The 21,001-nt window shown below is 41.4% G+C and carries 19 protein-coding genes; 2 read left to right on the top strand and 17 right to left on the bottom strand.

Features of this window, described 5'->3' with window-relative positions:
• Positions 1–15: 15 nt before the first annotated feature.
• From R2H34_RS04255 to ndhC, 15 genes are all read right to left on the bottom strand, one after another.
• Entirely contained in the window at positions 16–309 is a 294-nt protein-coding gene (locus R2H34_RS04255; protein WP_005403160.1) for a cold shock domain-containing protein, read from the bottom strand.
• A gap of 117 nt (positions 310–426) precedes the next feature.
• Positions 427–1,062 (bottom strand): uracil phosphoribosyltransferase, encoded by a 636-nt coding sequence (gene upp, locus R2H34_RS04250; protein WP_005403161.1) that lies wholly within the window; start codon positions 1,060–1,062, stop codon positions 427–429.
• Between the two features lie 114 nt (positions 1,063–1,176).
• Complete coding sequence (gene nuoN / locus R2H34_RS04245; protein WP_004914279.1) at positions 1,177–2,673, bottom strand: NADH-quinone oxidoreductase subunit NuoN; 1,497 nt, start codon at positions 2,671–2,673, stop codon at positions 1,177–1,179.
• Positions 2,674–2,676: 3 nt separating this feature from the next.
• A complete protein-coding gene (gene nuoM / locus R2H34_RS04240; RefSeq protein WP_004952461.1) occupies positions 2,677–4,275 on the bottom strand; it encodes an NADH-quinone oxidoreductase subunit M in 1,599 nt (532 codons plus the stop codon).
• Between the two features lies 1 nt (position 4,276).
• A complete protein-coding gene (gene nuoL, locus R2H34_RS04235; RefSeq protein ID WP_005403162.1) occupies positions 4,277–6,172 on the bottom strand; it encodes an NADH-quinone oxidoreductase subunit L in 1,896 nt (631 codons plus the stop codon).
• Positions 6,169–6,477 carry an NADH-quinone oxidoreductase subunit NuoK gene (gene nuoK / locus R2H34_RS04230; protein ID WP_004914285.1) on the bottom strand — a complete coding sequence of 103 codons (309 nt, stop codon included), beginning with the start codon at positions 6,475–6,477 and terminating at the stop codon, positions 6,169–6,171. The genes nuoL and nuoK overlap by 4 nt, the downstream gene beginning before the upstream one ends.
• A complete protein-coding gene (gene nuoJ / locus R2H34_RS04225; protein WP_171053817.1) occupies positions 6,477–6,995 on the bottom strand; it encodes an NADH-quinone oxidoreductase subunit J in 519 nt (172 codons plus the stop codon). Before nuoJ ends, nuoK begins: the two co-directional genes overlap by 1 nt.
• Entirely contained in the window at positions 6,995–7,537 is a 543-nt protein-coding gene (nuoI, locus tag R2H34_RS04220; RefSeq protein ID WP_004914290.1) for an NADH-quinone oxidoreductase subunit NuoI, read from the bottom strand. The genes nuoJ and nuoI overlap by 1 nt, the downstream gene beginning before the upstream one ends.
• A gap of 18 nt (positions 7,538–7,555) precedes the next feature.
• Entirely contained in the window at positions 7,556–8,572 is a 1,017-nt protein-coding gene (gene nuoH / locus R2H34_RS04215) for an NADH-quinone oxidoreductase subunit NuoH (protein WP_004914292.1), read from the bottom strand.
• 3 nt (positions 8,573–8,575) lie between these two features.
• Positions 8,576–11,260 (bottom strand): NADH-quinone oxidoreductase subunit NuoG, encoded by a 2,685-nt coding sequence (gene nuoG, locus R2H34_RS04210; RefSeq protein ID WP_004952451.1) that lies wholly within the window; start codon positions 11,258–11,260, stop codon positions 8,576–8,578.
• A gap of 11 nt (positions 11,261–11,271) precedes the next feature.
• Positions 11,272–12,597, bottom strand: a complete 1,326-nt coding sequence (gene nuoF, locus R2H34_RS04205; RefSeq protein WP_039047416.1) for an NADH-quinone oxidoreductase subunit NuoF — start codon at positions 12,595–12,597, stop codon at positions 11,272–11,274.
• Positions 12,594–13,103 carry an NADH-quinone oxidoreductase subunit NuoE gene (gene nuoE / locus R2H34_RS04200; protein ID WP_004638051.1) on the bottom strand — a complete coding sequence of 170 codons (510 nt, stop codon included), beginning with the start codon at positions 13,101–13,103 and terminating at the stop codon, positions 12,594–12,596. The genes nuoF and nuoE overlap by 4 nt, the downstream gene beginning before the upstream one ends.
• Positions 13,104–13,115: 12 nt before the next feature.
• Entirely contained in the window at positions 13,116–14,903 is a 1,788-nt protein-coding gene (nuoC, locus tag R2H34_RS04195; protein WP_004952445.1) for an NADH-quinone oxidoreductase subunit C/D, read from the bottom strand.
• An 88-nt stretch (positions 14,904–14,991) separates the two neighbouring features.
• Positions 14,992–15,669, bottom strand: a complete 678-nt coding sequence (locus R2H34_RS04190) for a NuoB/complex I 20 kDa subunit family protein (RefSeq protein ID WP_004881335.1) — start codon at positions 15,667–15,669, stop codon at positions 14,992–14,994.
• 6 nt (positions 15,670–15,675) lie between these two features.
• Positions 15,676–16,227 carry an NADH-quinone oxidoreductase subunit A gene (gene ndhC, locus R2H34_RS04185; RefSeq protein WP_004914305.1) on the bottom strand — a complete coding sequence of 184 codons (552 nt, stop codon included), beginning with the start codon at positions 16,225–16,227 and terminating at the stop codon, positions 15,676–15,678.
• 397 nt (positions 16,228–16,624) lie between these two features.
• On the opposite strand from ndhC, the gene R2H34_RS04180 reads away from it, so the two are divergent.
• Positions 16,625–18,043 carry a GGDEF domain-containing protein gene (locus tag R2H34_RS04180; protein WP_087539979.1) on the top strand — a complete coding sequence of 473 codons (1,419 nt, stop codon included), beginning with the start codon at positions 16,625–16,627 and terminating at the stop codon, positions 18,041–18,043.
• A 92-nt stretch (positions 18,044–18,135) separates the two neighbouring features.
• Positions 18,136–18,492 (top strand): hypothetical protein, encoded by a 357-nt coding sequence (locus R2H34_RS04175; RefSeq protein WP_004914312.1) that lies wholly within the window; start codon positions 18,136–18,138, stop codon positions 18,490–18,492.
• Between the two features lie 37 nt (positions 18,493–18,529).
• On the opposite strand, the gene bfmS is transcribed toward R2H34_RS04175, so the two are convergent.
• On the bottom strand, positions 18,530–20,170 hold the full coding sequence (bfmS, locus tag R2H34_RS04170; protein ID WP_004952440.1) for a sensor histidine kinase BfmS: 1,641 nt from the start codon (positions 20,168–20,170) through the stop codon (positions 18,530–18,532).
• 110 nt (positions 20,171–20,280) lie between these two features.
• On the bottom strand, positions 20,281–20,997 hold the full coding sequence (gene bfmR, locus R2H34_RS04165) for a response regulator transcription factor BfmR (protein WP_004914319.1): 717 nt from the start codon (positions 20,995–20,997) through the stop codon (positions 20,281–20,283).
• Positions 20,998–21,001: the final 4 nt, after the last annotated feature.

The raw sequence follows: 21,001 nt of genomic DNA, 5'->3' as shown, positions 1-21,001 counted from the left end.
AGATTACTGTAATGATCAACGTCTTAAGTTTGATAACAATTCATTAGTAATCGACTTATTGTGATCCATGATTTTGTTTTTCTTAGTTTTAGCGGGATTAGGATCTACTCGTTCAATTTGTACTGCTTTAAATTTTCCATTATTTTCTAGGGCTACAAATTTTACTTTTTCATTTCGTTTCGGCTCACCTTCCGATGCAGGAAAATCTGAAATATGAAAAAAGATATCGCCTTCAGTAGTTGCAATAAAACCAAACCCTTTGTCTGGATTATATTGTTTAACTTTTCCCTGATAAAATTCTTTCTTCATGACATTCACCTAATTTTGCAAGTACTGTATTTCAGTATATAAAAAAAGAGACTTTAAATCCTCCCCTGAAAACAGTACGGTTGGATTAAGTCTCTGTTTTAAGCATATTTTCAAAAATTAATCTTTTTGAACACTACCAAAAATCTTATCACCCGCATCACCAAGACCTGGAACGATATAGCCATCCTCATTCAAACCTTGGTCAATTGATGCCGTATAGATACGTACGTCAGGGTGCGCAGCTTCTACTTTTGCAACACCTTCAGGTGCCGCAACCAAAACCATAACACGGATATCTTTACAACCACTTGCTTTAAGCACATCAATTGCCGCAATAAGTGAATTACCCGTTGCCAGCATTGGATCAATAATCATTGCTAAGCGATTCGCAACATCAGGTACTAATTTTTTATAGTAAGTACGAACCTCTAAAGTCGCCTCATCACGCTCTAAACCCAATACACTCACTTTGGCACTTGGGATCAAGCTCAGTACGCCTTCAAGCATACCAATTCCAGCACGCAAGATAGGAACAATCGTGATTTTTTTCCCTGCAATACGTTGAGTTGTTACTTTCCCTGCCCACCCATCAATTTCGTGATCCACAACAGATAAGTCCTTCGTTGCTTCATACGTCAATAGCATCGTAACTTCTTGCGCTAATTCACGAAAGTTCTTGGTACTAATGTCAGAGCGACGAAGTAAACCAAGTTTATGGCGAATAAGCGGATGACGAATTTCTTGAATCGACACGAGTAAGTGCCTAGCTAATATAAATATTCGCTTATTATAAAGTGTTTTTTTACTATTCAATAAAAAAGCCCCCAGTTTTGGAGGCTTTTTTGTACAAATCAGATTATCGGATGATTACTGTTGCTGAGATAACATGAAATGTAATGGAGAAAGAATCTCTGATTTCAATGCTAAATTGATCATTGGATCTGGATAGATACCTAAGAACAATACCAACAATGCAGCACCTAGTACCATGATCCCACCAACTTTAGTTCCCCAATGCGCATCAGCATCAATACGAGGAGTATCTGGTGAAGTCATGTACATTACAACCATAACACGCAAATAGTAGTACAAACCGATACCACTACCCACAACAATCATTGCAGCTAAGAACCAGTGTTGAGTTGTTACTGCTGCCATAACCACAAGGAACTTACCAATAAAGCCCGCTGTTAATGGGATACCAGCTAGCGATAACATCATCACGGTTAATGTTGCAGTCAAAATCGGACGACGCCAGAACAAACCACGGTAGTCAGCAAGACTTTGTGCTTCATCCACGTTGTTATAAGGGCTCGACATTAATGTAACTGCACCAAACGCACCGATTGTTGTAAGTACATAAGTAATCACATAAACCGTCACGCTACCAAGGCTCGCATAAGTCATGCTAATTAAAGCAATTAACAAATAACCAAAGTGAGCAATCGATGAATAACCAAGAATACGTTTCAAGTTTACTTGACGTACTGCAAGTAAGTTACCTACTAAAATTGACAATACAGCAATAATTGTAAGCACTGTTACCAGTGATTCAACTAGGATTGCACCTGATGCCAATAAGTAACGTACAAACAAACCGATCGTTGCTACTTTCGCAGCTGTCGCCAAGAATGTTGCCATCGGTGCTGGAGCACCTGCATACACATCTGGTGTCCATTTGTGGAATGGAGCAAGTGACAGTTTAAACGCAACAGCAAAGATGATTAAGCCTAAGCCCAATAACACCATTGGTTGTTTGATTGCAGTGAATAACGCTTGTACAGAATCATAGAATGATAATGAACCCGTATAAGCATAAATATACGCCATACCCATTAACAACATTGCAGATGCCGTCGCTGAAAGTACAAGATATTTAATCCCTGCTTCCAAAGATTGGCTGCGCTGATGGGTATATGCCAACATACCATATACTGGAATTGACATTAATTCTAAGCTGATAAAGAACGAAGCATAATGAGAGCTAGCAACCATCAACATCGCACCTGCTACTGAACACAGTAGCAAGATGTACAACTCTTCGCGATTGTCTTTATATGTCTCAATATAAGCATGTGACAAAGTACAACATGCCAAAGCTGCGATCAAAATCATGAATTGATAGAGCATGGTAAATGGATCAACCATAAACATGCCCATCACGTTTACAGGTGCATAGTGACCTGTATACGCAGTGTATGCGATAAAAATTGCAGCGAGGTTAAGCCCCACAACTGAAGTTGTTGCGATTAAATTATGATTACGTTTAATCGAAATCAATAACATCACAACAATTGCAGTTAACGCCACAATCATCACAGGGACGAGCGGCATAAGTTCAGAAAAAGAAAGTGTGAAGTTCATGGTTTATTGCATCTCCACATGCTCAAGTTGAGTTGCTGTCTGCTGAACAGTTTCAACAACTTCTTGTACTGGCATATAACTATTTACTAACCATTGCATGCTTGAATGCGATACATCCAAGAATGTTTGTGGGTAAATACCTAACCAAACCAAACCGATCACACAGATCATCAAGATAGTAACTTCACGTGCTGATAAATCTTTTAATGGGCTTGTATAGTGCTGCTGTTGCTCTGGATTTGGTGTACCAAACAATGCTTTATGAATCAAAATCAAACCATAAAGACCAGCAAACACCAAGCTTACTGCCGCAATAATCGTGAATACAGGATAAGCTTTGAATGAACCCATCAAGATCAGGAATTCACCAATAAAGTTACCTAAACCTGGTACACCCACAAGCGCAGCAACAAAGAACATTAAGAAAAATGGAAGGTACTGCAGCTGACCGCGTAAACCACCCATTAAGCGTAAGTCACGTGTATGTAAACGCTCATAAACCTGACCAGACATGATAAATAATGCAGCAGATGACAAGCCATGTGCCAACATCATGATCATAAGTCCCTGGAATGTCAGGATATTACCTGCGTAAATAGCAAGTAAGATGAAACCCATGTGCGAAATAGACGTATAGGCAAGCAAACGTTTCATATCTGTTTGCTGGTACGCTAAGAATGCGCCGTAGAAAATACCAATCAAACCAAGAATGATCGCAATATCAGCAAATTGTGCTGATGCTGCTGGGAAGAATGGGATAACGAAACGAAGTAAACCATAGGCTGCTGTTTTAATCAGAATACCAGCTAAGTCCACAGAACCCGCAGTTGGTGCTTGTGCATGCGCATCAGGTAACCAACCATGTAATGGGAACACAGGTAATTTCACAGCAAAACCGATGAAGAAACATAGCATAAATGCATAAGCAACTTCAGGCGGTAAGTGGTTCGCCACAGCCAATAAATAGTTGTAATCGAAGCCAATCATACCTGTCATCATGTATCCATAAACCACAAGGCCTAAGATACCGATCAACATGATCAAACCAGCAATTTGCGTGTATAAGAAGAACTTGGTTGCAGCATAAACACGTGAACGACCATTCGAGCCTTTATGACCCCATAACGCAATCAAGAAGTAGATTGGTACGAGCATCATCTCCCAGAAGAAGAAGAACAAGAATAAGTCAATCGCTAAGAATACACCGATAACACCACCTAAACTCCACAGGAGGTTTAAGTGGAAGAAACCAACATTCTTTTGGATCTCACCCCATGAACAGCCAACCGCAAGTACACCAAGTAATGCAGTCAGTAATACCATGAGTAAAGATAAACCATCCACTGCCAAGTGAATGCTAATGCCTAACGTCTGAATCCAAGGTAAATGGAACTCAGCCGCCCAAGTTGGGACTTTACCACCCAGCTCGTAACTAAATGTACCACTTTGCCAAAGCGCAATGCCTAAACCAAAGGTAATAAGCATACCAATTAAGGCAATCCAACGCGGTAATTGTTGGTCGAATTTATCAACCAACCAACAAATAAAACCAGCAATGAAAGGAACTAAAATCAGTGCGGGTAAAATTAAATTGTTTTCCATTTTATTTCCCCACAACCTGAATCACGATCAAGATCATCAATAGCACCACTACACCGAGTGACATGCTTGATGCGTATTCACGTAATGAACCTGTTTGACGCGAGCTAGTAAAGGTATTACCACCTTTCACAATCGCAGGTAGTACTAGCCATAAACCATCAACTGGATCACGACCTAAGATTTTCGCAATCAATAAATAAGGTTTGACGAATACGATGTCATACAAAGCATCAAAACCAAATGCGGTACGGCAAATATGTGCTAAACCAGCGCCCAATGATGTTTGAGCAAATGATTTAACAGCACCATATGCAAAGGCAAATAGGAAGATACCTACTGCTAAACCAGCAAGTGCAATACCACTCGCCAAATGTTCTGCATGTACAACAGCTTCATGTAAAGCTTCAGGGATAACAAAACTTGGAATGCTTGCAGCAGTCAATAAATTTGCAACTGGTGCTTGCAAGAAGTAACCAATTCCTGTGGATAACACAGCAAGAATCGCAAGTGGTGCCCAATATGTCACACCATGAATTGCATGCGCATGTGTTTTTTCTTCACCGAAGAATACGACCCAAATTAGACGGAACGTATAAATAGAAGTTAAGAACGCGCCCGCTACACCAACCCAATACAATGTGTTGTAAAGTGGAATATTTGCAATTGTAGACTGTGCATATACTGCACCTAAGATGGCATCTTTAGAGAAGAAACCAACAGTTACGATTGGAAGTGCAGCCAATGCGCCACCACCGATGACGAAACACCAAAATACGAATGGAATCTTTTTACGTAATCCACCCATTTTGAAAATGTTTTGTTCGTGATGACATGCAAGAATTACGGCACCCGAAGAAAGGAACAATAATGCTTTGAAGAATGCATGAGCCAACATGTGGAACAAACCAGCTTGGTAAGCTTCAGCACCTACAGCCATAAACATATAACCTAACTGACTCATAGTTGAGTAAGCCAAGATACGTTTGATGTCGGTTTGAACTAGCGCTGCAAAACCAGCTACAAGCAATGTCACAGCACCTGTAATCGAGATGAACTGCATCACTTCTGGTGCCATTTCCATCACGGAGAACATACGGCAGCATAGGTACACACCTGCTGTAACCATTGTCGCAGCATGGATCAATGCAGATACTGGTGTCGGACCTGCCATCGCATCAGCTAACCATGTTTGTAATGGAATTTGCGCTGATTTACCTGCTGCACCCAAGAACAACATTAATGCTGTCCAAATTGACAATGATGAGCTTTGCGTCATTACAGTCGCTGCATTTTCAACGATGTACTGAGTATTCAAAGTACCAAATTGTTGATAAAGCAAGAACAATGCGATGAGTAAGAATACGTCACCGACACGTGTTACTGTAAATGCTTTGATTGCTGCCCAACCATTTGCAGGATTAGAGTAATAGAAACCAATCAGTAAGTAAGAGCACAGCCCCACGCCTTCCCAACCTAAGAACAATAACGCTAAGTTATCACCAAGTACCAACAACAACATGCTAGCAACGAATAGGTTGAAATAAGAGAAGAAACGCGCGTAATCCTCTTCACCACGCATGTACCATGATGCAAAGATATGAATCAGAAAACCTACACCCGTGATCATGCCCATCATTAATAATGACAAGCCATCAAGATGTAAGCTAATACCTGGCTCAAAACCGCCAACACTGAACCAAGTCCATAAATGTTGAACGAAAACGGTTTGACCACTGCTCGTAAAAGCAAGACCAGCAATTAAAGCAAATAGAGCAGATAAACCAACTGAACCAACACCAATAATGGCAGCTACATTTTCAGAGAGTTTATTGCGCCCTGCCGCTAAAAGGATAAAACCAATGAGCGGGAATAAAACGGTTAAATATAATGTACTCATCCGCGCATCTCACTAGCAGCATCAACATCCAAGTGATGGAAGCGATGATAAAACTGAAGGACGATCGCAAGACCGATACACGCTTCGGCAGCAGCAAGTGTCAAAATTAAAATAAACATCACTTGACCATCTGGCTGAGACCAAACGCTACCTGCTAGGACAAATGCTAATGCAGCAGCATTCATCATGATTTCAAGGCTCATTAGCATAAATAATAGGTTGCGACGCACCATTACACCGTAAAAACCCAGTGCAAAAAGGATGGTTGCGACAATCAAACCATGTTCTAAAGGGATGTGTCCCATTATTCTTTATCCTCTTCTGCACTTGGTTCACGTTTGCCTAAGTGATATGCAGCAACTAGGGCTGCAAGCAACAACATCGCGGCAACTTCTACCAATAATAGATAGTGAGTAAATAACGCTTGACCTACGGCTTTAGGACCTACGATTTCTAAGCCCATTGGTGCAGAAATCGTGGTGTATTCACCGTTTAACATCCAAACAAGTGTCAAACCTAAGATAAAACTCAACATTGCAGGATATGCCCATGCATCTGAGGTTAACCATTTACTTTCTTGTTCAACTGTTTCTTGACCTAGGTTGAGCATCATCACAACGAAGACAAACAAAACCATGATCGCGCCTGCATAGACAATGATTTCAAGTGCAGCCGCAAACGGTGCACCCACAATCATGAAAATACCAGCAACAGCGAGCAATGAAACAATCAAGCTTAATAACGCATGTACAGGGTTCGTGTTAGTTACAACACGAACTGTCGAAACAATGGCCACAAGTGCCATCAAATAAAATGGCCACATCATGGTAATAAGCTCCGTACATCAACTGGTGCACTTTCTTTTTGTGCTTGGCCTTTGTCTTTACCTGTTACAGCCATACCTGTTACACGGTAGAAGTTATAATCAGGATATTTACCAGGACCTGAGATGAGTAAGTTTTCTTTCTCATAAACCAAATCTTGACGAACGTATTCAGCAAGCTCGAAATCAGGCGTCATTTGAATAGCAGTTGTAGGACATGCTTCTTCACACATACCGCAGAAAATGCAACGTGAGAAGTTAATACGGAAAAATTCTGGATACCAACGCCCATCTTCTTTTTCCGCTTTTTGCAATGAAATACAGCCTACTGGACAAGCAACCGCACAAAGGTTACATGCTACGCAACGCTCTTCACCATCAGGATCACGCGTCAAGATAATACGACCACGAAAGCGTGGAGGTACAATTTGTTCAGCTGGTACTTCTGGATATAAAATCGTGTCACGTTTACGTGTGGCATGGCTAAATACCATCCACAACGAACGTACAATCGATCCAAATCCAGCTAGAATTTTATACATTTTGTACTCCCTGCTGTTCTAGGCCTGATTCATCAGAATCACAGCACCAGTCACTAACAAGTTGACCAACGCCAATGGCAAACAAACTTTCCAACCAAAATTCATGACTTGGTCATAACGTGGACGCATTAAAGAGCCACGCGCCAAGACAAACATCATCACAAAGAATGCTGTTTTAATTACGAACCAGAAAACTGGTGGAACAAATGGAATTTCTAAGTTAAATGGAGCTAACCATCCACCGAAGAATAAAGTGACTATCAAAGCTGAGATTAATACCACGTTGACATACTCTGCAACGAAGAACATCCCCCACTTCATACCACCATATTCAACATGGTAACCTTCAGCTAACTCTTGTTCAGCTTCTGGTTGGTCAAATGGATGACGGTGAGTCACTGCTACACCTGCGACCACGAAGATCAAGAAACCAATGAATTGTGGAATGATGAACCACATATCACGTTGTGCTTCAACAATCTCACGAAGGTTAAATGATCCCGCAATTGCAACCACACCCATTAATGAGATACCCAAGAACACTTCATAAGAAATGGTTTGAGCAGCAGAACGAAGACCACCAAGCAATGAGTATTTGTTGTTAGATGCCCAACCACCAAATAACACTGCATAAACTGCGATACCCGCCATTGCCATAAAGAACAACAGACCGATGCTCATATCAGCAACGCCCAAATATGGACTTACTGGGATAACCATAAATGAAAGTACCGCAGTTGCCATTGCAACTGCTGGTGCTAGACGGAAAGTCAATTTATCAGCAAACTTTGGTGTCCAGTCTTCCTTAAACATGATCTTAAGCATGTCAGCTACGATCTGGAACATACCTCCAGGACCGACACGGTTAGGACCATAACGATCTTGCCACAATGCCAAGAGACGACGTTCGATAAATGACATCAATGCAGCGATAAGAACCACAACCAACAAGATCACGATCGCTTGAATCACTGAATAAGCGATTGGCCAGTTCTCAGCCCAAAGTGGCGTTTGACGTATAATTTCTTGATTCATGAATTACACTCCTACCGCCACAGACACAGGCTCAGCCAATGAAACTGTTGGTGCTAAACCAATTGGATAACCAATATAGCCTGTTGGTAAATATTCAATCACTTGTACAGGTAAGCTAATGCTTGTTTCGCCTGCTTGTACTGTAATACGTTGACCGTCTTGAACATTTAAACGTGTTGCATCTTGTTCACCAACAGCAAACATCGCTTCAGGAATACGAGATTCCATTGCAGGTGTTTTAATCGTAAATTCACCAGAACCAAAGATATGGTGCATTGGTACAAGACGGAAACTTTCAGGGTTCACTACAACAGCAGTTGGTGCCACATAGCTACGTGCAGGACGTTTAGCTAAACGATCAAATAGACGCACACCTGAATCACCGCCTTTTAAGTGACCGCCCACTTCATCTTGGTATTTATTCCAAGCTTGTGGTGAGTTCCAACCTGCAGACCATGCGAAAGGTACTAGCGAAGAAGCTGTCTGATTACCGACATAACCTTCCATCGAGAACGTTAATGCTGAATCTAGATCAGTTGGCTGTTTAGGTTCATGAACAGATAATGGCGCACGCATTGCTGTACGACCAGAATAACGACGTGGTTCACGCGCAATCTTCAAGCCATGGATACGATATCCTGCATCAGGTGCAACATCTTGAATGGCTTCAAGCACAGGAACATTCTTCACGATGTCATCAATCACATCATCAAGCAGTGTCCAATCTACAGCTTTGCCTTTGAGACCAGTCTCAACGGCATGTAACCAACGCCAAGATTCTTTGATTGCATATTCAGGCTTGTAATAGCTTGGGTCATACACTTGATAGAAACGTTGCGCACGACCTTCTTGGCTCACAACAGTACCATCACCCTCTGCAAAACTTGCAGCAGAAAGAACGATATCTGCTAGTTTCAGAGTTTCTGTTTCACTATGATCCAATACAATTACAGCCTCAGCTTTCTCAAGTGCAGCTTTGACTTGTGCAACTGGTAAACGACGAGTTAAGTCATTTTCAACCACAACAACAGCATCATACTCTTGAGCAAATGCCTGTTCTAAGCTTAAACCACCGAATAATGCTAGACCCATTGAGTTCACTTCAGGAACCGTCAAAGATAAACCAGCATTTTCACCAAGATTCTGTGCAACTTGTGCAGCAGCTTCCATAATCGCTGAGTCTTGCAAGCTTGTACCAGAGATAATCAATGGTTTTTTCGCCGCTTTTAAAGTGTCAGCAATCGTTTGTGCAAATGCTTTTGCATCATCGTCAAGACCAGATACTGTTTCACCTTTTACAGCAGCAGCGACAGCAAAACCTAAACGCGCAATATCGTTTGGAGAAGCAACAACTTCACCTGTTGCAACATCCGCTAAACGCGTTTGTGTTGCAGCAAGAATATAAATCGGTGATTTTGCTTCTTGGCCAATACGTTGCACAGGCTCTGCTAACCAGTCAGGAGTACGCGTTTTCGCAGCCATTTCTTTCGCTTTATTTTTCGCAGCTTGGCGAACTGATAAAGCCATACGTGGTGCTGTTTGCGTTAAGTCTTCACCCAAGATTAGAACTGCATCATAGCTCTCAATTTCACGCATGTTCGGGTTATAAATACCCTGTGTTTGCATGATTGAAGCAGCTAACTCAACCAAGTTCTGCTCTTTTTGAGACATACCTGTTGAATAGTTGGCTTGACCAACAAGTTGGCGAAGTGCGTAGTTTGATTCCAAGCTTGCACGAGGAGAACCGATACCTAGAACTTTCTTACCTTTAAGCTGTGCAATGACTTGATCAAGTGCTTGATCCACACTCACAGTTGCAACAGTTTCACCGTTACGGAATTGAGGTTGGCGTGGACGATCTTCACGATTGACATAACCCGTACCGAAACGACCTTTATCGCAAAGGAAGTATTGGTTTACTGAACCATTAAAACGGTTTTCTACACGACGGATTTCACCATAACGCTCACCTGGAGAGATGTTACAGCCCGAAGAACAGCCATGACATACGCTCGGAGCATACTGCATATCCCATTTACGGTTATAACGTGCAGAGTGCGTTTTATCGGTAAATACACCTGTTGGGCAGACTTCAGTCAAGTTACCAGAGAATTCAGATTCTAAAGTACCTGATTCCGGACGACCGAAATAAACACGTGATGCATTCGCATAAACACCAAAGTCGGTACCACCCGCATAGTCTTTATAGTAACGAACACAACGGTAACAAGCGATACAACGGTTCATTTCATGTGCAATAAAAGAACCTAACTCTTGGTTATGATGTGTACGTTTCGTAAAGCGATAGCGACGACGATCGTGCTGAGTCATGACCGTCATATCTTGTAAATGACAGTGACCACCTTCTTCACAGACTGGACAGTCATGTGGGTGATTCGTCATCAAGAATTCAACAATCGATGCACGAAACTCTGTTGCTTCTTTGTCTTCAATCGAAATGTAAGTATTGTCAGCGGCTGGTGTCATACAAGACATTACCAAACGCCCACGTGTGTCCTCAGGATTCGCGTATTGAGTTACCGCACATTGACGACAAGAACCAACAGAACCTAAGGATGGGTGCCAACAAAAATACGGGATATCGATGCCAAGGCTTAAACATGCTTGTAGCAAGTTCTCTGAGCCATTGACTTCATACGATTTTCCATCGACATGAATTGTAGCCATAGTCGAATTCCTTAAACCTGTTCTACATCGCGAGTAGCTGCATGGGTTTTAACCTTTGCCTCAAACTCATGACGGAAATATTTTAATGCACCCATCAGTGGCTCCATCGCACCTGGTGCGTGGGCACAGAAAGTCTTACCAATCCACAACTTTTTAGTGAGTTCAGATAGATGTTGAATATCTTCCATCTTACCTTCACCACTTTCGAGTGCTTTCAGTGCTTTAACAGCCCATGGCAAACCATCACGGCATGGCGTACACCAACCACACGATTCACGCGCAAAGAATTCTTCTAAATTACGGGTTGCTGAAACCATACATTGGGTTTCATCTACGACCATCAACAAACATGTTCCTAAACGTGAACCTGCCTTCATGATGCTTTCAGCATCCATTGGTAAGTCAATATGTTCAGCAGCTAAAAAGTCTGTTGATGCTCCACCCGGCAACCATGCTTTCAGTGTTAAACCATCACGCATACCACCTGCATGATCTTCAATCACTTCACGTGCAGTTGTACCAAATGGCAACTCCCAAAGACCTGGGAATTTCACCTTACCTGATGCACCGTAGATCTTCGTACCAGGATCTTTAGACTTATGTGCAGAAAGGTTGATATACCATTCTGGACCACGCAACATAATCGCTGGCAAGTTATTGTAGGTTTCTACGTTGTTTACAATCGTTGGACGACCCCATGCACCCGCAACTTGAGGGAATGGTGGTTTAGTACGTGGATTGGCACGACGACCTTCAAGCGAGTTGATTAATGCAGTTTCTTCACCGCAGATATAACGACCTGCACCTGTATGAACATACATTTCGAAGTTCCAGCCACTACCTAAGATGTTTTCACCTAGATAACCTTTGGCACTGATTTGCTCTAGTGCTTCATTCAAGTATTGAGCAGCTTCGATATATTCACCACGAATGAAGATATAACCATGAGTTGCCTCTAGGGTATAACCAGCAATCAACATACCTTCGATCAATTGATGTGGAAGTTTTTCCATCAACAAACGGTCTTTGAATGTTCCAGGTTCCATTTCATCAGCATTACAGATCAAATATCGTGGACCACCATCATTTGGTGCCATCAATGACCATTTAATTCCTGCTGGGAAACCTGCACCACCACGACCTTTAACCGTTGCAGCTTTAATGACGTCGAGTACATCTTTTGGAGGCATACTAAGTGCTTTTTTAAAGCCTGCATAACCTTCTAAAGCTTCGTATTCATCAGCATTGCGTACTGCATCTTGCTTACTCAAACGCCAAGTGAGTGGATGAGTTTCTGGATTACCGTCGCCATAAATTGGTTTTGGTTCAGTATTCATACATACTTCTCCAATAACTGTTTAACTGATGATACATCCACTAAACCGTGAGTATCTTCATCAATCATTAAAGTTGGACCTTTGTCACAATTGCCTAAACAGCAAATTGGAAGCAAGGTGAAACGACCATCTGCTGTAGTTTGTCCGTATTGAATGCCTAACTCGCGCTGAAATGCTTCTGCTAAAGTTTCTGCACCCATTAAGAAGCAAGCAATCGAATCACATAATAAAATTACGTGACGACCTACAGGTTGGCGATAAATACGGTTGTAGAACGTTGCTACACCCTCTAAATCAGCCACACTGATAGTCAGCAATTGCGCAATTGCATTCATTTGAGCGTCATCTACCCAACCATTACGGCGTTGTACACACTTTAAAGCATCCAAAGAAGCTGCGCGTGGATACGGATAGTGACCAATGTGATGTTCAATCTCATGGATTTCGTCAGCAGTCAAAATCCCTTCAACATTCACACGTGGTTTTTTATCAGTCAAAATCATCATAATCGTTTACCCCTAGCGATCCACGTCAGCCATAACCACGTCAATGGTCGCCAAATAAATGATCAAGTCAGATACTAAGCTGCCGTTAATAACAGAAGGCATTTGCTGTAAATGAGTGAATGTTGGCGTACGAATACGAGTACGGTAGCTCATAGTTGACTTATCAGAAGTGAGGTAATACGTACTCGCACCTTTCACTACTTCAGTCATGAATGAAGACTCACCTGCAGGCATAACAGGACCCCATGACACGCTCAAGAAGTGCGTAATCAAGGTTTCAATATCTTGTAATGTCTTATCTTTCGGTGGTGGAACTGCCAATGGATGATCCGCTTTATATGGACCAGAAGGCATATTATCCAAGCACTGTTGAATGATTTTTAGTGATTCAGTAATTTCACGGAAATGCACTAAAACACGCGCATATGCATCGCCTTCATACTCAACTGGAACATCAAAGTCGAAGTTCTCATAACCACTGTATGGACGATATTTACGGACATCAAAATCAATACCCGTTGCACGTAAACCAGTACCTGTCACACCCCAAGCTAACGCAGACTTAGCATCGTATTGCGCTACGTTACGCGTACGACCGATAAATACTGAGTTTTTAAGTGCAGCTGTGTAGTACTCATTCAAACGTTTCGGCATCCACTCTAGCAACTCTTTAACAAGTTTTTGCCAGTTGTTTGGAAGGTCATGCGCCGTACCACCGATACGGAACCATGCTGGATGCATACGGTAGCCCGTAATCGCTTCAACGATGTCATAGACTTTCTGACGGTCTGCGAACATATAGAATACTGGAGTCATACCACCGGCATCCTGAATCGCTGTACCACAGAATAATAAGTGGTTATTGATACGGAACAATTCGTTCAACATCACACGAATCACTTGCGCACGCTCAGGCACTTTAATCCCTGCGAGCTGCTCAACTGCCATTACATATGGCATGTTTTGCGCACAACCACCTAAGTAGTCAACACGATCCGTATAAGGGATGAATGAATGCCAAGTTTGACGTTCAGCCATCTTTTCCACACCACGGTGGTGATAACCGATATCAGGTACACAGTCTTTGACTTCTTCACCGTCCAACTGTAAAACCACACGGAAAGCACCATGTGCAGATGGGTGGTTAGGACCTAAGTTGAGGAACATGAAGTCTTCATCAGCGTTACCGCGTTTTAGACCCCAGTCTTCTGGTACGAAACGTAAGTGTTCTTGTTCGAAATCTTGTTTCGCTTGATCTTGCATATATGGCGTATATTCTGTCGCACGCGCAGAATATTCTTTACGCAACGGATGACCTTCCCAATAAGTCGGCAACAAGATACGACGGAGCATTGGATGCCCTTCGAAATTGATCCCGAACATATCGTAAGCTTCACGTTCGTACCAGTTGGCATTTGGCCAAATATTGGTTGCCGTTGGAATGTTTAAATCATTTTCATTCAACGCAACTTTGATACGGATATCACTATTACGCTCAAGCGATAATAGATGATAGAACACTGTGAAGTCAGATGGAGGCAACCCATCACGGTGAACACGTAAACGCTCATCAACCGCAGACAAGTCAAACAGCATCACATAAGGACGTTCCACTTTACGGAGGAACATGAGGACTTCTTGCACGCGTGCGCGCTCAACCCAGACAGTTGGAAACTCTTCACAAGTCGCCTGCACGTAGAAGTTCTCACCAAATTTGGTTTTGAGCTCTTCTACAATTGCAAATGCTGGGCGTGAATCAACCTGAGTCGATTCTGGCATAGCAATGTCAGTTTCAGCCATTGGCTTGGCTTCCTATTTAATACAAATTCTGTCAATTTCCACGATGACCATATCCAATAAGCGATATGTCAAAAACTCATCGTTTAAATTATTTAATTTCATCCATAGAGCGTAGGTTTTTCACCGCAATACGATCAGCATTTTTACGGTCACGTTCTGGCATCATCTTTGGCTTATAAACAGGCTGAAGATCATCACCAATAACCGCTGAAAGTGGACGGCGCTCTAGTTGAATTTGGTCTTGAAGTAACATCAATGCTTGAATTAATGCTTCTGGACGAGGTGGACAGCCTGGGATGTACACATCAACAGGAATAATCTTATCTACACCTTGCACCACAGAATAGATGTCGTACATACCACCAGAGTTTGCACAAGCACCCATTGAAATCACCCATTTTGGCTCCAACATTTGTTCATACAAACGTTGAATTACAGGTGCCATTTTGACAAAGCAAGTTCCTGCAACGATCATCAAATCCGCTTGACGAGGTGAAGCACGAATAACCTCTGCACCAAAACGTGATAAATCATGAACGCCAGTTAATGTAGTTGCATATTCAACGTAGCAGCATGATGTACCAAAGTTGAATGGCCACAAGGAGTTCTTACGCCCCCAGTTCACAGCTGTATGCAACACATCTTCAAGACGTGTCATCATCACACTTTTATTAACTTCTTCCTCTAATGGATCAGTTACGATCTGACGATCTTGCAATGGATATTGATCGGCATCTGGATTCGCACGGGTTAAAGTATATTTCATCCCGACTTACTCCTGTTTAAATGATGATGTAGTCGGTGTTTTAGATTTAACACGACCAGAAGACTGTGCTGGAATATGACCTGTAGGATCGACAACCAATTCTTCAATGTTATTGAATCGAGTGATCTCAGCAATATTCATATTTGGCGAACCAATTTTCATTGCTACACCTGCAGATTTACGACGATCTACTGGCGCCCAGTTCAACGCACCAACAGAAATGGCATAAATCAAGGCAATCAAGAGATCAACCACAAAAATCACAACCGTGGTAAATCCAAACCACCCTACTTCACGCACAGATGTAGACCACGCGTAGAGATAGAGAGCTTCAAGATCAAAAACAACAAAGAAAATGGCAACGAGATAGAATTTGGCTGACAAGCGAATACGAGCACCGCCCGCACCTACTACGCCTGATTCAAACTGCTCTTGCTTGGCACGCCCCCATGCTTTACCCCCAAGGAGTAAAGGGACTGTCAGCATAAAAACGCAAAGAAATGTAACGCCGATCACGAAAGCGATAATCGCCCAATCGTATGGAGTAATGGCACTCATGCGGGGATAACTCCTGGCAGGCCTATTTTTAACAAAGAATGTATGTATTGGCCTTCAAATACACCAAACACAAAATTAATCCCGCCAATTGTACCTGATTTCTAATTTCTCATGCTAGTTGAAGCGCTTTAGTCTTTTGGATGATTTTGTTCATAAATTTACTGATATATATAAGATCAGTGTTAATTCACCCTCAAAAATCGATTAATCAAATCACGTATAAGTTATTAATCATTTTTTTCTATATTTATGCGCCAAAAACATTCTTCTTTTACAAGCCATGCGCAAAAATATAACAACATGAACCAAATGATTGTATAAGCATAAATTTATGGTGAAATTTTAAACAAAATTTATATAATAGCGCCACTCAAAAGCCATCAGGAACAGCGTTAGAATGCCCTCACTTAAAGTCGCATCAAAATCTCTTTCGCTTTCCCAATTATTTCTATTGTTTAGTGCAGTTATCTTGCTCTGCTGCTTACTTGGCATCGCAACACGCCAACTTACATTTTTAGCTTCATTTTGGCCAGCGAACTCCGTTCTTTTAGGTATCCTGATTCGCTTCCCTCAAACACGCCACCCCGTCAGTTTTATTGGCGCTATAGCTGGGTATTTAATTGCAGATTCAATGCAAGACACCCCTTTTTTGCTGAATGTATGTTTAACCTCAGCCAATTTACTTTATGTCATCACCACATTGGCATTTTACATTAAATTTAAAAATTACATTCGCTCATTACATCAAGGTTACTTTTATCTATTTTTATTTAGCTTTTGCTGTATTGGGGCTTTATCTAGTTCATTATTCGCTGCGATTTCACTCCCCTATTTTAATACTAAATTTGCTTTGGGTACGTTTTGGATCGATTTTGGCTATTGGTTTACGGCTGAAATCCAAAATGCCCTCTTACTTCTTCCTGCACTACTTAGTGCACCAAACTTTAAAGAGTTAAAACAACAATTTATAGAATTTAAAACTCAAACTGTTCAACAGAGTTTTCCGCTATTTGCAGTTCTTATTTCACTTGTGATTGCATATTACGATACAGGACCAGGTTCGCTACTTTACCCAATTGCACCCTTGATTTGGTGTGCGCTTGCTTATCGACATTTTTCTGTTGTGATCATTACTTCGATAACCTGTGCTTTTATCATTCATCATGTTTCAGAAAATTATTTACAACTCTATCCACATGAATATTTAAACAATACCATCTCTATTCGATTTGGCTTGATTATGATGACGATTGCACCTCTTACTGTGTCCAATATCAATATGGTAAGGTCAAAGCTCATTCAAGAATTACAACACATCATTGCACATGATGAACTCACCTCTAGTTTAACTCGACGACAATTCCTCCAGTCGGTACAACTTCTACATGCTCAAGCTCAAAAAGCACAACAAACCACAGCATTTTTGATGCTTGACCTCGACCACTTTAAAAAAGTGAATGATACCTATGGTCATCAAATGGGAGACAAAGCACTGAAATATGGCGTACAGGAGATTCATTCATTACTCAGACCAAATGATTTACTTGGACGTTTAGGTGGTGAAGAATTCGCAATTTTTATGAGTGACATCGACCCTGATACAGCTTTTCAATATGCTGAAAATATACGTTTAAACATCAGCAAGATGCCTATTCCACTCAATGATCGGCAGCAGTTTTACATACAAGTCAGCATTGGGATCTGTTTGTGTACTCCTGAAAATCAACAATCTATTGATGCACTATTTAAACAGGCTGACGATGCGTTGTATCAAGCCAAACATCAAGGGCGAAACCAAGTTGTGATATCGACATAATATGTTTCAATTCAGCTACATGCTTTAATTAAGTTTATACACTCTTGTCTTCATTCATCGGTATTCTAGAGTTATAAAACAAGGAGAAAAATATGCAGCTAGAATACACACATGACACAGACTATTTCTTTTTCTCACAACTCTTAATGCGTCATATCGAAACTTATATTCAAAAACATCCTGACGCAGACAATGCGATTTTTGACCTAAGAGATATTTATGAAGTTTTTAGAGAGGATTTTGCTGCGACCACAACAAATCTAGAAGGTATTCTAAATATTGCTGATACATATAAAGTCGAAACACTTGATGGAGATAAACCACTCATTCGAAATTATAAGATTGATGTAAAAAACAACTCTTTATTAATTGATTTTAATGCTGATGCATTACAGCGTTTAAAGTCGGGGTATCCACTCATCGAACCAGATGCTTCTGTGCAAGAATAATTAATTGTGACAAAGAGAAACCTCAGATATCTGAGGTTTATTTTTTTGCAGGCTGTTTATAACGTTTTGCAGGCCATGTCATGATAAAACGCGCCCCACCGAGATTTGGGCTTTGATCGACTTGTATATCACCACCAAACCAATATGCGATACGGCTTACAATTGACAACCCCAATCCATAACCACCTGAGGCACGAGTACGACTATCATCTAAGCGTGCAAACGCTTCGAAAATACGTGAGCGCTCTTGCTCTGGAATACCAGGACCATCATCTTCGACGCAGACATAAGCTTTACCATCTGCACGAACACCACCACTAATTCGCACTTTATTGTCACAATAGCGAACGGCATTACCTACAAGATTTTGTACGACTCGATGTAAATAACGTCTTTCAGCATCGACACGAAGCGCTAAAGGAGGTGCAATGAGTTCGATCTCTTTTTGTGTTTTCAGTGCCTCTGTTTCCATCGCCACTTGATCCAACACTTCAACTAGCACGACATCTTCAAAATCTAATGAGGGTGTACCCTGCTCCAATTTGGCATAAGTCATAATCTCATCAATCAAGGTATTCAGCGCTTCAATGTCTTTATCAATCATATCCACCTGCTGAATCCGATAATTATAATCATCTTCTTCGGCAAGCATTTCCATCCCAAAACGTATACGAGCAACAGGTGTGCGCAACTCATGAGAAACCGCACGCATCAACTCACGTTGTGCCTCGATTAAACGCTGAATATGATCGGACATATTGTTATAACTGGATGCCAAGTTTGCCATTTCATCACTTCCCTCGATCGGGACACGCAATGACAGATCACCAGATTTCATTTTGTTTAAGGCATGACGAACCTGACGAATCTTTCGTTCTAAAGGTAAAATCAACCCATAAACGCCTAAACTCAACAAGAATAAACTAAATAGAGTAATCCCTGCTGCGAGCTGGAATGGCATCCAATTGAACATCGGAACTGGACCTAAGACCAAAACTTGTGCTGGATGATTCGGCATCGGTGAAACAATCGAAATTGTTGTGCCTCGAACAGTCGCACTGTCCTTATACAACAGGACACTTTGATCTTGGCGTAAACGACCAATTTGCTCTGAATCGAGATTAATCTCACGAATATCTAAAATATCAATCGGATAATAGAAGTGCTTTTTAATTTTTTCTAAGTATTCACGCTCTTGTCCCGGATAGAAAATTAAATAATCCAAGACAAATATAGGCAACGCCTTCATCTGACGTTCGCCAATTTTATCTACTTTAATATAGATAAAATGCTTCGGGTCATCTTTTAGACCAATAATAATATAACCAACCCCGTTGTTTGCATCGTAGCGCACAACAGATTTTTGCTCGGAAATTCGTCTTTTTTCTGTTCGAGATAATTCAACACGCGCAGCATCAACATAATAAATTGGAAGCTCTAACAAATCAGAAGCATCAGAAATCCAATCTAGCTTTTGCTGCTTGGCAGGCTGACGAGATACCCCTTCACTAATTACGAATGAAATCCCATCCGTAAGTGATTCACGATATTCTTGCGCACGTTGGTAGTTAATGATTTGAACCAGCAAATAACAAAATGCGGCAACCACAACCACTAAAACGACCAAACCAGCATATATACGCAAGAATATGCTGTTTTTGAGTACTCGACTTACCATAAGGTCAATAATTCCAAACTAATTAAAGTCCCTCCTGAGCAGCAAACTGCACAAGTCCCTTTTTTCAAGGGAGTCATCCCCCTTTCATGAAAAAGAGGGATTCGGAGGATTTAGACCCCGTTGGTTTCTTTTACAAATAAATAACCTTTACTACGTACTGTTTTAATACGTTTAGGGTTTTCTGGATCATCACCGATTTTTGGACGAATACGTGAGATACGCACGTCAATCGAACGATCTTGTCCATCGTATTCAATACCACGTAAGCGCTCAAAAATGTCTTCACGCGATAAAATGCGACCTGCATTAGATGCTAATAACCATAATAAGTCATATTCAGCACTAGTGAAGTCTACTAATTCGCCATTTAAAGTGACTGAGCGACCACCATTATCAATCACAAGATCATCAAATTCGATACGTTGAGCAACTTCATCTTCTACTGTTTTGTCAGTACGACGTAAAAGTGCGCGAATACGGGCCAACAACACACGTGGCTGTACAGGTTTAGCGACATAATCGTCTGCACCCATTTCTAAACCAAGTACCTGATCCATATCTTCAGTACGCGCTGTCAACATCAAGATCGGTTGATGATAATGTGGGCGAACTTCACGACAAACTGTTAAGCCATCTGCGCCTGGTAACATCACATCAAGTACAACTAAATCTGGTTGTTCGCTAATAATACGACGAATGGCACGGTTACCATCTGTTTCAACACCAACTTCTAACCCATTACGGATTAAATACTCTTGTGTTAAACGCGCTAATCGTTCGTCATCTTCAACAATCAAAATCTTCGGTAACTTTTCTTCTTGGCTCATATGT

The organism is Acinetobacter sp. 16, assembly GCF_033439925.1.
GTDB classification, from domain to species: Bacteria; Pseudomonadota; Gammaproteobacteria; order Pseudomonadales; family Moraxellaceae; genus Acinetobacter; species Acinetobacter junii.
This window is presented reverse-complemented; position numbering and strand designations above follow the sequence as displayed.